Annotated in this window: 14 protein-coding genes; 7 read left to right on the forward strand and 7 right to left on the reverse strand. The window is 67.7% G+C overall.

The window, feature by feature from the left end; genetic code table 11:
• Nucleotides 1-212: 212 nt before the first annotated feature.
• From NS1_RS07535 to NS1_RS07555, 5 genes are read left to right on the forward strand one after another with little or no spacing between them, the layout of a single operon-like run.
• Nucleotides 213-1,097, forward strand: coding sequence for a metal ABC transporter solute-binding protein, Zn/Mn family (locus NS1_RS07535; RefSeq protein ID WP_056818961.1), 885 nt, complete (start codon nucleotides 213-215; stop codon nucleotides 1,095-1,097).
• A gap of 8 nt (nucleotides 1,098-1,105) precedes the next feature.
• Complete coding sequence (locus NS1_RS07540) at nucleotides 1,106-1,954, forward strand: metal ABC transporter ATP-binding protein (protein ID WP_084503583.1); 849 nt, start codon at nucleotides 1,106-1,108, stop codon at nucleotides 1,952-1,954.
• Nucleotides 1,954-2,820, forward strand: coding sequence for a metal ABC transporter permease (locus NS1_RS07545; protein ID WP_174562632.1), 867 nt, complete (start codon nucleotides 1,954-1,956; stop codon nucleotides 2,818-2,820). Before NS1_RS07540 ends, NS1_RS07545 begins: the two co-directional genes overlap by 1 nt.
• A gap of 22 nt (nucleotides 2,821-2,842) precedes the next feature.
• A complete protein-coding gene (locus NS1_RS07550) occupies nucleotides 2,843-4,018 on the forward strand; it encodes an acyl-CoA dehydrogenase family protein (protein WP_056818966.1) in 1,176 nt (391 codons plus the stop codon).
• Nucleotides 4,019-4,032: 14 nt separating this feature from the next.
• The gene (locus NS1_RS07555; RefSeq protein ID WP_056818968.1) at nucleotides 4,033-4,836 is read left to right on the forward strand and encodes an enoyl-CoA hydratase/isomerase family protein; all 804 of its coding nucleotides are present in this window, start codon (nucleotides 4,033-4,035) and stop codon (nucleotides 4,834-4,836) included.
• Nucleotides 4,837-4,838: 2 nt separating this feature from the next.
• On the opposite strand, the gene NS1_RS07560 is transcribed toward NS1_RS07555, so the two are convergent.
• The 6 genes from NS1_RS07560 to carD all read right to left on the reverse strand — a co-directional run bounded on the left by NS1_RS07560 (nucleotide 4,839) and on the right by carD (nucleotide 9,415).
• A complete protein-coding gene (locus tag NS1_RS07560; protein WP_062982906.1) occupies nucleotides 4,839-5,117 on the reverse strand; it encodes a DUF4190 domain-containing protein in 279 nt (92 codons plus the stop codon).
• Between the two features lie 50 nt (nucleotides 5,118-5,167).
• A complete protein-coding gene (gene rlmB / locus NS1_RS07565) occupies nucleotides 5,168-6,157 on the reverse strand; it encodes a 23S rRNA (guanosine(2251)-2'-O)-methyltransferase RlmB (protein WP_056819366.1) in 990 nt (329 codons plus the stop codon).
• On the reverse strand, nucleotides 6,157-7,560 hold the full coding sequence (cysS, locus tag NS1_RS07570) for a cysteine--tRNA ligase (protein ID WP_062982908.1): 1,404 nt from the start codon (nucleotides 7,558-7,560) through the stop codon (nucleotides 6,157-6,159). The genes rlmB and cysS overlap by 1 nt, the downstream gene beginning before the upstream one ends.
• A gap of 130 nt (nucleotides 7,561-7,690) precedes the next feature.
• Entirely contained in the window at nucleotides 7,691-8,158 is a 468-nt protein-coding gene (gene ispF, locus NS1_RS07575) for a 2-C-methyl-D-erythritol 2,4-cyclodiphosphate synthase (protein ID WP_062982910.1), read from the reverse strand.
• Nucleotides 8,155-8,916, reverse strand: a complete 762-nt coding sequence (gene ispD / locus NS1_RS07580; RefSeq protein ID WP_084503584.1) for a 2-C-methyl-D-erythritol 4-phosphate cytidylyltransferase — start codon at nucleotides 8,914-8,916, stop codon at nucleotides 8,155-8,157. Before ispD ends, ispF begins: the two co-directional genes overlap by 4 nt.
• Nucleotides 8,917-8,926: 10 nt before the next feature.
• Nucleotides 8,927-9,415 carry an RNA polymerase-binding transcription factor CarD gene (carD, locus tag NS1_RS07585; RefSeq protein WP_019044685.1) on the reverse strand — a complete coding sequence of 163 codons (489 nt, stop codon included), beginning with the start codon at nucleotides 9,413-9,415 and terminating at the stop codon, nucleotides 8,927-8,929.
• A 351-nt stretch (nucleotides 9,416-9,766) separates the two neighbouring features.
• Here carD and NS1_RS07590 point away from each other — a divergent pair, with 351 nt between their 5' ends.
• Complete coding sequence (locus tag NS1_RS07590) at nucleotides 9,767-10,468, forward strand: copper chaperone PCu(A)C domain-containing protein (RefSeq protein ID WP_169812757.1); 702 nt, start codon at nucleotides 9,767-9,769, stop codon at nucleotides 10,466-10,468.
• Nucleotides 10,469-10,548: 80 nt separating this feature from the next.
• A complete protein-coding gene (radA, locus tag NS1_RS07595) occupies nucleotides 10,549-11,949 on the forward strand; it encodes a DNA repair protein RadA (protein WP_062982912.1) in 1,401 nt (466 codons plus the stop codon).
• A gap of 154 nt (nucleotides 11,950-12,103) precedes the next feature.
• Here the strand turns inward: radA and NS1_RS07600 are convergent, their stop codons facing one another.
• Entirely contained in the window at nucleotides 12,104-12,784 is a 681-nt protein-coding gene (locus NS1_RS07600) for a hypothetical protein (protein WP_062982914.1), read from the reverse strand.
• Nucleotides 12,785-12,796 lie beyond the last annotated feature (12 nt).

Consider the following 12,796-nt stretch of genomic DNA (forward strand, 5'->3'; position numbering starts at 1 on the left):
ACGCCGTTGCGCACGCGACGAAGGAGCAAGCAACGGCGTCTAACCGGCGGCCCGGCCGCGGACACGCGCGCGCCAGCGCGCCAATAAACACAGCGTCAAACCATCTGGGACTACCGAACATTTGATCCCGCGACGTACCCACCCACGCACTCTGCTAATCTAACGGTAACGATTTCCATTACGATATAGAGCTTGCTCAGCAGGAGTACCGCGTGAACCCTCGATTCGCCCGCTTGTTTGCCGGTCTCACGGCGGGAGTGGCGGCCGTGGTCGTCCTCAGCGCCTGCGGCACCAGCTCCACCGATTCCGATACCCCCCAGATCGTCGCCTCCACCAATGTGTGGGGTTCCGTCGCGACCGCCGTCGCGGGGCCGGATGCGCAGGTGACCTCGATCATCAGCGATCCCGCCGCCGACCCGCACTCGTTCGAGACCTCGGCCACCGATACCGCCAAGATCAGCGACGCGGATCTGGTGGTGTTCAACGGCGGGCACTACGACGAGTTCATCGAGAAGGCCATCTCGGGCAAGGACAAGCGGACCGTCGAGGCCTTCGAACAGCGCCCGAACAAGGGCGACGACAACGAGCACGTCTGGTACGACGTGAGCACCGTGGCCGCGGTCGCCGACCGGATCGCCGCCGAACTCGGCGAGGTCGACGCCGCGCACGCGAGCGCCTACGCCGAACGCGCGGTGGCCTTCAAGAACCAGCTGATCGGCGTCAGCACCATCACCGGCACCATCGCCACCCAGACGCCGAACGCGCCGGTCGCCCAGTCCGAGCCCCTCGCGCACTACCTGTTGCAGGCCGCGACCGCGCAGGACAAGACCCCGCGCGACTTCCAGGAAGCGATCGAGCAGGAGACCGACCCGGCCCCGGCCGCTGTCGCCGCCACTCGCGACCTGATCACCGCCAAGCAGGTCAAGGCGCTGATCTACAACACCCAGACCGAGGACAAGATCACCCAGGACCTGCGGGCCACCGCACAGTCCGCGGGCATCGCCGTTGTCGAGGTCACCGAAACCCTGCCCGCCGGAATGGATTACATCCAGTGGCAGACCGCCAACGCCAAGGCGCTCGCCGCGGCCCTGCGCTGAGGACGCCCATGACCGAGGCCACCGCACTGTCGGAAACCACCACCGCGCCCGATGTCGACGCCACCGACGCGGCGATCCGTCTGCGCGCGGCGACCATGGCCTTCGGCGACCGCACGCTCTGGCACGGCCTCGACCTCGACGTGCGCCCGGGTGAGTTCATCGCCGTCCTCGGACCCAACGGCTCCGGCAAGACCTCGCTGCTGCGGGTGCTGCTCGGCACCCTCGCCTTGAGCTCGGGCAACGCGCAGATCGCGGGACGCCGCGCCGGGGTCGGCAATCCGGGCATCGGCTACATCCCGCAGCAGAAGACCATCGACGCCGGTGTACAGCTGCGCGGGATCGATCTGGTGGGCCTCGGCGTGGACGGGCACCGGTGGGGGCTCGGCTGGCGTGGTCGACGCAGCAGGGCCGAGAAGGTCGACAGCGCCATTGCCGCGGTGGGTGCCGGATCGTTCGCACACGCGCCGCTGGAGACGCTGTCCGGTGGTGAGCAGCAGCGGTTGCGGGTCGCGCAGGCGCTGGTCGGCGATCCGTCGGTGCTGCTGTGTGACGAACCGCTGCTGAGCCTCGATATGGCGAATCAGCGGCTCGTCGCGGAATTGGTCGACAAGCGTCGCCGCGAACACGACACGGCGGTGCTGTTCGTGACTCACGAGATCAATCCGATCCTGCCGCTCGTGGACCGGGTGCTGTATCTGGTCGACGGCGGCTTCCGAATCGGTACGCCCGATGAGGTGATGACGTCGGAAACGCTGTCGGAGTTGTACGGCACCGAGGTCGAGGTGTTGCGGGTACGCGGACGCCTGGTCGTGGTCGGAACCGGTGACGACATGGACGCGCTGGGCGGGACGGCCTGATGGACAAGCTCACCAAGGTGTTCGAGCAGATGTTCAACTTCGGCACCACCGCGAATCTGCTCGGCTACGACTTCGTGCAGCAGGCGCTGTTGGCCAGCGCCCTGCTGGGATTGCTGGCGGGGTTGATCGGGCCGCTGATCGTCGCCAGGCAGATGTCGTTCGCGGTACACGGGACCAGCGAGCTGTCGCTGACCGGCGCGTCGGCGGCGCTGCTCGTCGGGGTCGGGGTCGGATTCGGGGCGATCGCCGGTTCGGTGGTCGCGGCCGTGCTGTTCGGATGGCTGGGCTCTCGTGCGCGCGAACGTGATTCGGTGATCGCGGTGGTGCTGTCGTTCGGGCTCGGGCTTTCGGTGTTGTTCCTGTGGCTCGCGCCGGAGCGGGCCGGGTCGAAGTTCTCGCTGCTCACCGGGCAGGTGGCCGGGGTCGGCTATGACGGCCTCGCGCTGCTGGTCACGTGTACCGCGGGCGTGCTCGCCGTGCTGGCTGTGGTGTATCGGCCGTTGCTGTTCGCCAGTGCCGATCCCGAGGTCGCGATCGCGCGTGGCGTGCCGGTGCGGGCGCTGTCGGTGGTGTTCGCGGTGCTGCTCGGGATCACCGCCGCGTTCGGCGTGCAGATCGTCGGCGCGCTGCTGGTGCTCGCGTTGCTGATCACCCCGGCCGCGGCCGCCGCGCAGGTGACCTCCAGCCCGATGCGGGCGACCGTGCTTTCGGTGATCTTCGCCGAGGTCGCCGCCGTGGGCGGGCTGTTGCTGTCGCTGGCGCCCGGAGTTCCGGTGTCGACCTTCGTCACCGCGATCTCGTTCAGCATCTACCTGGTGTGCCGGTTCGTCGGACATCGCAATCGGCAACTCGTACCCGCGCGCTGAACCGATAGAACACAATCGATTCATGATCGATTTCTCAGTACCGGACGATCTCGCCGCCCTTCGTGACCGAGCCCGGAACTTCGTCGTCGAGCAGATCGTGCCGTTCGAGCGCGATCCCCGCCTCACCGCGCACGGCCCGACCGACGCATTGCGGGCCGAACTCGTGGAGCTGGCGCGCGCCGAGAAGCTGCTGACTGTGCAGGCGCCGGTGGAATACGGCGGCCTTGGACTCAGCCACATCGAGCAGGCGCTGGTGTACGAGGCGGCGGGGTGGTCCACGCTCGGGCCGGTCGCCATGAACTGCGCCGCGCCCGACGAGGGAAACATGTTTCTGCTCGGTAAGATCGCCGATCCGGAGCAGATCGACCAGTATCTGATGCCGGTGATCCGGGGCGAACAGCGTTCGGTCTTCGCGATGACCGAGCCAGGTGGGGCGGGTTCGGATCCCGGACAGCTCAGCACCGAGGCGGTGTTCGACGGCGAGAATTTCGTGATCAACGGTCGCAAATGGTTGATCACCGGGGCCGACGGCGCCAAGACCTGGATCATCATGGCGCTGCTCGCCGAGAACCCGCACCTGCCCGCGGGGCCGACACTGTTCATCACCGACGGTGACGCGCCGGGCATCGTGATCGAGCGGATCATGAACACGATGGACCGCAACTACGTCGGCGGGCACGCGGTGGTGCGGTTCGACAATCTCACGCTGCCGCCGACGGCCGTGCTCGGTCGCACCGGACAGGCCCTGCGGTACGCGCAATTACGGCTCGCTCCCGCCCGGCTCACGCACTGTATGCGCTGGCTCGGCGCGGCCGCTCGCGCCCAGTCCATCGCACTGGACTACGCGCGCACCCGCACCGCCTTCGGTAAGCCGATCGGTGAACACGAGGGCGTGTCGTTCATGCTCGCCGACAACGAGGTGGCGCTGCACCAGTGCAGACTGACCATCTGGCACGCCTGTTGGCTGATGGATCAGGGGCAGCAGGCAAGGCACGAATCGTCGATGGCCAAGTCGTATGTGTCCGAGGAATTGTTCAAAGTCACCGATCGCTGCGTGCAGGTGCTCGGCGGGATCGGGATCAGCGACGAGACGGTCGTGGAGATGTTGTTCCGGGATATGCGCGCGTTCCGTCTCTACGACGGGCCGACGGAAGTGCACAAGTATGCGATCGGCAGACACTTGCTGTCCGGTCGCTAGTACGATTCGGTCCCATGAGTTCGGAATTGCTCGTCGATGTCGAAGGCGGCGTCGCCTTGTTGACGCTCAACCGACCTGCCAAGCAGAACGCCGTCACCCCCACGATGGCGGCCGAGCTGAGCGCCGCGCTCCGTCGCTGCGATATCGAGGACGCGATCCGCGCCGTCGTCATCACCGGAACCCCACCGGCCTTCTGCGCGGGCGCGGATCTGGCGGCGCGCGGCGGCGACGTGAGCGCGACCCTCGATCCGCCGCCCTGGCAGGTGCGTAAGCCGGTGATCGCCGCGGTGAACGGGCACGCGGTCGGCATCGGCCTGGCCCTGGCACTGCAGTGCGATCTGCGGTACTTCGCTCGCGATGCCGTCTACGGGCTGAACCAGGTGCGGCGCGGGGTGCTCGCCGACGGGTTCGCGCACTGGACGGTGCCGCGACTGGCCGGGCTGGCCAACGCCGCCGACATCATGCTCACCGGGCGCACGTTCGACGGTGACGAAGCCAAGTCGCTCGGTTTGGGCAATGCCTCGCTGCCCGCCGACGAAGTACTGACAACGGCGATGGCCGTGGCCCACGACATCGCCACCGGGACCGCTCCCCTACCGGTCGCGCTCACCAAGCGGCTGATCTGGGAGAGCCTCGGCATGACCCCGGCCGTGGTCGGGCAGCTCGAATCCGAGCTCAACGCGCAGGTTGCCAAGAGTGTCGACGGTGGCGAGGCGATGGTGGCGTTCAAGGAGCGTCGCCCGCCGAACTGGACCGGCAGTGTCAACGACGAATGGCCGGCCTGGGATGCTCCCGGCGAGCGCCCGAGCCTGGACTGAACTCAGAAGTTCCCGTTGCAGGAACCGGCCAGATACAGCAGGGCGAACATCAGCATCAGGATCGTGCCGATGATGCCCGCGATGTAGCCGATCACCACCTGTGACCGGCCGCTGAGCCCACCGTAGGACGCGTCGATCTCGTTGAGTGCCCGCTTGCCGAGCACCCACGCGATCGGCCCGAAGATCCCACAGCAGAACGGGCTGAGCAGCCCGAGCACAAGGATCATATTGGCCTGCGGGTGCTCGACCGTTTCGCCGATCGGCTGATTAGGGATCGCCACAGCACGAATTGTACGGTGACAGAGCGGTTTTGCCCGTCAACCGCGCGGACTCAGCCCAGACGGCGCTGACGGGCGATGTCGGCGAGGACGACGCCCGCGGCTACCGAGGCGTTGAGCGACTCGACCGGGCCCGCCATCGGGATGCTCAGGATCGAGTCACAGTTCTCCCGCACCAGACGCGACAGGCCCTTGCCCTCCGAGCCAACGACCACGACCGTCGGGACGCTGCCGTCGAAGTTGTCGAGGGTGGTGTCGCCGTCGGCGTCGAGGCCGATCACCTGGATGCCCTGCGCGGCCCAATCCTTCAGTGTGCGAGTCAGATTGGTGGCCCTGGCGACAGGGAGGCGGGCAGCCGCACCCGCACTGGTACGCCACGCCACAGCGGTGACGCTGGCACTGCGACGCTGCGGGATCACCACGCCTTGACCGCCGAACGCGGCCACCGAGCGGATGACGGCGCCGAGGTTGCGCGGGTCGGTGATGTTGTCGAGCGCGACCAGCAGGGCGGGCTCGGCGGTGGACTTCACCCGGTCCATCAGATCGTCGGGGTGGGCGTAGCGGTACGGCGGCACCTGCAGGGCCACGCCCTGGTGCATTCCGTTGGCGCTGAGCCGATCCAGATCGGTGCGCGGCACCTCGAGGATGGAGATGCCCATATCGGCGGCGCGCTGCACGCTCTCCGAGAGCCGGTCGTCGTTCTCGGTGCCGACCGCCACGAACAGGGCGGTCGCGGGCACCTCGGCGCGCAGACACTCGAGCACGGGGTTACGGCCGAGCACCAACTCGGGACCCTCGTCGGACTTGCGGCCGACGCGCGGCACACCGGACTTACCGGTCGGACGGCCCTGTGCCGCATTGGCTTTGGCCTTCTCGGCCGCTCTGGCCCGCTTGGCGGCGGGGTGCTTGGTGCGCGCGACGGCGGGCGGGGTAGCACCCCTGCCCTCCAGCCCGCGGCGATGCTTGCCACCGGAACCGGCGACCTGCCCCTTCTTGGTGCCGCCCTTGCGTACCGCTCCGCGTCGCTGTGAATTGCCTGCCATCAGTTCGCCTTTCCGCTCGATGCGCCCAGCGACCATTCCGGCCCCTGCGGGGTATCGGTTACCTCGATACCCGCGGCGATGAGCCGATCCCGTGCGGCATCGGCTTCTGCCCAGTTCTTGTCGGCCCGCGCGTTCGCCCGGCGATCCAGCTCCGTGCGGACGAGCACGTCGAGCGCGTCGATCGCCGCCGAATTGTCGGCGGGGGTGTACCACTGTTCGTCGAGCGGGTCGACGCCGAGAATTCCCAGCATCGCCCGCACCTGACCGGCCAGTTCGACCGCGGTCTCGACCGCACCCGCTTCCAGCGCGCGATTGCCCTCGTGCACCACGTGGTGAATTTCGGCGAGCGCCTTCGGGACTGCCAGATCGTCATCGATCGCGGCGGCGAATCCGTCGGTCCATTTTCCGATCGGCACCTCGCCCGCTCGGTCCAGCACTCGCTGCACGAAGGCTTCGATGCGCTGATACGAGGCGACCGCGTCGTCGAGTGCCTTGTCGGAGTATTCGAGCATCGAGCGGTAATGCGCGCTGCCCAAGTAGAAACGCAATTCTACCGGGCGCACCCGGGTGAGAACATTCGGCACCGAGAGCACGTTGCCGAGTGACTTCGACATTTTCTCCCCGCCCATCGTCACCCAGCCGTTGTGCAGCCAGTAACGCGCGAAACCGTCGCCTGCCGCTTTGGACTGGGCGATCTCGTTCTCGTGGTGCGGGAAAATCAGATCCATTCCACCGCAGTGGATATCGAATTCCGCGCCGAGATAGAACTCGGCCATCGCGGAGCATTCCAGGTGCCAGCCGGGGCGCCCGGGGCCCCAGGGCGAGGGCCAGCTCGGCTCGCCCGGCTTGGCGGCCTTCCACAGCGTGAAGTCGCGAGGATCACGTTTGCAGCGGGTGGGAGTTTCGCCCTGGTGCACGTCGTCGAGGCGGTGGCCGGACAGCTCGCCGTAATTCGGCCAGCTCATCACGTCGAAATACACATCGCCCTCGGCGGCGTAGGCATGGCCGCGCTCGATCAGGCGCTGCATCAGGTCGACCATCTGGGTGATGTGACCGGTGGCGCGCGGTTCGGCCGAAGGCGGCAGAACCCCGAGGGTTTCGTAGGCGGAGTCGAAAGCGCGCTCGTGCGTCGCGGCCCATTCCCACCACGGCCTGCCCGCTTCGGCGGCCTTGTTCAGGATCTTGTCGTCGATATCGGTGACATTGCGGATGAACCGCACGTCGTAGTCGTGCGCGAGCAGCCAGCGACGCAGCACGTCGAAGGCGACGCCACTGCGCACATGACCGATATGGGGTTGTCCCTGGACGGTGGCCCCACACAGATACACCGAGGCACGGCCGGGGACCAGCGGGGTGAATTCCCGCATGGTTCGCGTGTCGGTGTCAAAAAGGCGCAAGGTCACGGCATTCGATCCTAGTCGGTGGGATTGGGGTGGGGTTGACCGGCCGGTTCGTGGCGCCGTGGTGAACGGAACGGCTGATCGAATCGGCGAAAGCGATGCGCGGAAAGAAAGGTTCAGTGGCCCGTAGGGGCTACGAACATGCCGCGATCAGACAGGTGGCGATGGCGGCGATACCCTCGCCGCGACCGGTGAGACCGAGACCGTCGGTCGTGGTGCCGGACACCGAAACGGGAGCGTCGAGAAGTTCGCCGAGTACTTTTTGCGCCTCGGCGCGGCGCGGGCCGATCTTCGGGCGATTACCGATCACCTGCACCGCGGCGTTCACGACCTCGAAGCCTTCTTCGGTCAGCAGCCTGCGGACTTCGGTGAGCATGGCGGCGCCGGTGACGCCTGCCCATTCGGGGCGGCCGACGCCGAAGACAGCGCCCACGTCACCCAGGCCGGCGGCGGAGAGCAGGGCATCGCAGAGGGCGTGAGCGGCGACGTCGCCGTCGGAGTGGCCGGCGCACCCGTCGGCGTCGGAGAACAGCAGACCGGCCATCCAGCAGGGGCGTCCCGGCTCGATGGGGTGCACGTCGCTGCCGATTCCGACTCTCATCGGGCAACCGCCTGCTCGACGGAGGGCGCGTCGACACCCGGGTGCCGGGCGGCCGTGGACCGGCTGGCGTCGGCGAGAAGCGCCTCGGCGAGGTGGAGGTCGAGGGGGGTGGTGATCTTGAACGCCAGCGGGTCGCCGGGGACGGTGTGCACGGCGATACCGAGGCGTTCGACCAGGCCCGCGTCGTCGGTGGCGCCGACGTCGGTGGCGTAGGCGCGGCGAAGCAGGTCGGCGGCGAAGCCCTGGGGGGTTTGGATGGCGCGCAGGTGGGCGCGATCAGGGGTCCCGGTGACGATGCCCGCGTCATCGACCGATTTCACGGTGTCGACAACGGGCAACGCGGGGACCACGGCCTGACTGCCTGCCTGTAGCTCGGCGGCCACCCGCGCGATCAGCTCCGGCGGTGTGAGCGCGCGTGCGGCATCGTGCACGAGGTAGAACGCGGCGTCGGGTGCGGCCGCGATGCCCGCGCGCACCGAATCGGTGCGCTCGGCGCCGCCCACGACCACCTGCACCGGCACAGGGGGCATCGAACCGCCGGTCAGCGAGGTGGTGGTGGACAGCAACGTGGATGCGGCCTCGACCAGTTCGGCGGGTACGACCACGACAACCCGGTGCACCGCACCGGACGCGATCAGACCGTCGACGGCCAACCGGACCATAGGTGTGCCGCCGACCGGAACGAACGCCTTCGGGGTGGGTTCACCCAGGCGCACGCCACGACCGGCGGCAGGGACCAGTGCTACGACAGGTCGCACTTGTTTATTTCTAGGAAGCCGCGGCGAGGACCTCGTCGAGCAGCGATTCAGCCTTGCCGTCGTCGGTGCCCTCGGCGAGCGCGAGCTCACCGACGAGAATCTGACGAGCCTTGGCAAGCATTCGCTTCTCACCGGCGGACAAGCCGCGGTCCTGCTCACGACGCCACAGGTCACGAACCACTTCGGCCACCTTGTTCACATCGCCGGAGGCGAGTTTCTCGAGGTTGGCCTTGTAACGGCGGGACCAGTTGGTCGGCTCCTCCGTGTGTGGCGCGCGCAGCACCTGGAAGACGCGGTCGAGACCTTCTTGGCCGACGACGTCACGGACGCCGACGTATTCAGCGTTCTCTGCGGGAACCCGAACGGTCAGGTCGCCTTGCGCAACCTTCAGGACCAGATACTCTTTCTGCACACCCTTGATGGTGCGGGTCTCGATTGCTTCGATCAGCGCCGCTCCGTGGTGGGGGTAAACGACGGTGTCTCCGACCTTAAAAATCATGTGTCCCGTGCCCCTTTCGATGTTCACAGTTTAACATGCGACTCGATAACGGCGCGATCAACTGTGCAGGTCAGGGCCACAACGAGGCCATCGCAGGGGTTGACATTGCAGAATTGATGTGCATTGTGTTGCGCCAGAACGGGTTAACTACCAGCATAGCGACCGGTTATCGCACATCGGCAACCCGGCATCGATCCGGCAAACCCGCTCGAGACACCGAACTGTTACTTCCGCACCCGCGCGTCGCGAGCCCGAACGTCACCCGCGCGGAGTGAACTACTACGCTGCCTAGTTACTACCCTCCGATCCCCGCGTGGACCGGAGTAGCCCGGTCGACATGGAGGACAAACCGTGACTGCCCTGAAAGCTGTGACCGCCCAGTCGGCGCGACGTCGCATGGTGACGGTTGCCGCGCTCGCCGCTGCCGCGGGCATCGCCCTGACCGGCTGCAGTGCCGGCCAGCACACCCAGACCTCGACGCAGGCCGCCGCGATCAACGGCAACCATGCCAATATCGGTGAGATCGCCCTGCGCAATGTGCACATCGTGTACCCGGAGGCCGCCGCCGAGCACGACAAGGGCGGCAAGGCGACGCTCTCGCTGTCGATCATCAACAACAGCGAGGTCATCACCGATGAGCTGACCAGCGTGAGTACCGACCTGGGCCAGGTCAAGATCACCGGTCCCAACGGCGACCCCAAGTTCGTGCTGAAGCCGCAGCAGACCGTGTTCGTGGGGACGGGCGAGACCAAGCCCGCCGCGGCCGACGATCACCACGGCACCACCTCGGCGGCGCCGACCACCACCTCGGCCACCCCGACCGGTGCCGCCGCGGGCGTCGACCTCCCCTCGAACGATCCGGTGAAGGTCCCGGCCACGATCGAGATCACCGGCCTGGCCAAGGACATCGTCCCGGGCCTGACCTACAACGTCACCTTCAACTTCAAGGACGCGGGCACCGTGCAGGTGTCGGTCCCGGTCGACGCCGCCGCCGTCTCGCGCATCGAGAACGAGAAGTCCGGCCCCGCCCCCGAGGGTGCCGGCGGTCACTGAGACCTGCAGCCGGGAAGAGCCGTCGCGAACTTCGCGGCGGCTCTTCTCTTTGTGTCGGTCTCGGTCCGTAGGGTGCGCGTGTGGCCAAGACCAAAGCAGTCTTCCGGTGCTCCGCGTGCACGCACGAGGTGTCCAAATGGGTGGGCAAGTGCCCTGATTGCGGCGCCTGGGGAACGGTGAACGAGGTGGCCGTCTCGGCGTCCGCCGCGGCGCCGGGCCGCCGGGCGATGCTGCCGAGTACGGCGGCGGCGCCGTTGTCGCAGATCGACTCCAAGGTCACGCAGGCGCGGTCGACGGGGGTGAGCGAGCTCGATCGGGTACTCGGGGGCGGTGTGGTGCCGGGCTCGGTGGTGCTGCTGTCGGGCGAGCCGGGGGTCGGCAAGTCGACGCTGTTGCTCGAGGTCGCGTTCCGGTGGGCGGCGGCGCGCGAGGAGACCGCGCTGTATGTGACCGCCGAGGAGTCGGCCGGGCAGGTGCGGCTGCGGGCCGATCGGACCGGCGCGGTGCACGACCGGGTGTATCTGGCGGCCGAATCGGATCTGTCGATCGTGCTCGGGCATGTGGAGCAGGTACGGCCGACGCTGCTGGTGGTGGACTCGGTGCAGACCATGCTGGCGCCGGAGGTGGACGGTGTGATCGGCGGTGTCACCCAGGTACGCGCGGTTACGGCGGCACTCACCTCGCTGGCCAAGGCGACCGGGATCGCGGTGCTGCTGGTCGGCCACGTCACCAAGGACGGGAACGTGGCGGGCCCGCGCACCCTCGAGCACCTGGTGGACGTGGTGTTGCAGTTCGAGGGCGACAAGAATTCGTCGCTGCGGATGGTTCGCGGCATCAAGAACCGCTTCGGTAGCGCTGATGAGGTCGGCTGCTTCGAACTGCACGACGACGGCATCGCCTGCGTCGACGATCCCTCCGGGCTGTTCCTTCACCATCGCACCGACACCGTCCCCGGCACCGCGGTGACCGTCGCGATGGACGGCAAACGACCACTGGTGGCTGAGGTGCAGGGGCTCACCGTGAAGACCGAGATCCCGCAGCCGCGCCGGGCCGTGAGCGGGCTGGACTACAACCGCGTCGCCATGGTGCTCGCGGTGCTGCAGAGCCGAGGGCGGGTCTTCCTCGGCAAGCACGATGTGTACGCGGCGACCGTAGGCGGCATGCGTCTGCTCGAGCCGACCGCCGATCTGGCCATCGCCTTGGCCATCGCGTCCGCCGAGGCCGATATCGCCCTGCCCGCGGGCTGGGTGATCCTCGGCGAGGTCGGCTTGGCGGGTGAGGTCCGCAAGGTCACCGGGCTCGGCAGGCGCTTGGCCGAAGCCGAGCGTTTGGGGTTCACCACCGCTCTCGTTCCGCCCGGTTCGGAGAAAACGAAGACCGGCACGATGCGTATCCACGAGGTCGGGGACCTACGCTCGGCGCTGCGATTGGCCGAGCTCCGCAAATCCCGCGCACCCCGCGAGGTCGTGGCAGTGGAATAACTCCGGCAACCGCCCGAATCAGCACCGATCAGCCATTTCCACGCCAATGTCCATTGACGGGCTGACCGATCCTGCGAACACTGCAAATCGACCCAACTCGAACATGTGACCTATGGCGCACCCGCACAATGCCCCGGCATACGGGAACGCGGCGTCAGGAGGCGAGGTTGAAGGGCTCCGCGGCACTGCGAACGGCGCCCAGCTGGGCGACGACCATGTACGCGCCCGCGGGCACCTGCAGCCGGTCGCCCGCGCACTGCGGCTGCGAGGTGGTACCGAACCAGGTGCCCTTGTACGAGAGTTGTTCACCGGCCTTGAGCGTCTTCATCTCCGCCGGGTCGTCCTGGTTGCAGTCGTTGCTCGCCCAGAGCCTGCGCTGCCCGTCGAGGGTGTAGACGAGGAACTGCGGGCCCGCACCGAGGTCGCGCGCGCAGGCCGCGGACGAGATGTTGGTGATAACGGTGCCGAACGCGGGCTGGTCGCCCACCCGGTAGGTCGGCTGGCCGACCGTCACCTTCAGCGCCAGCGACTGATCCGAGCACGGCTGTGCCGCGGGCTGGTCGGCGGCGGAGGTCGTCGTGCTCGGCGTGGCCGACGCACTGCTCGGCGGGCTCGTTGAGCTACTCGGCGTCGAACTAGTCGCGGACGCGCTCGCGCTCGACTCCGCCGACGTGGTACTCGCTGCCGCACTGCCGGCTCCGGACGAGTCCCCACCGCGCGCGACCATGGTGACGAGCCAGATCACGATCGCGAGCGCGACGACGATGACGCCGATCGCGAGTGCACGGCGGCGCCAGTAGATCTCCGGTGAGAGCGGTCCATTCGGTTCCAGCACACCTCAAAGGTA

Origin of the sequence: Nocardia salmonicida NBRC 13393 (assembly GCF_001613085.1) — a bacterium.
GTDB classification, from domain to species: Bacteria; Actinomycetota; Actinomycetes; order Mycobacteriales; family Mycobacteriaceae; genus Nocardia; species Nocardia salmonicida.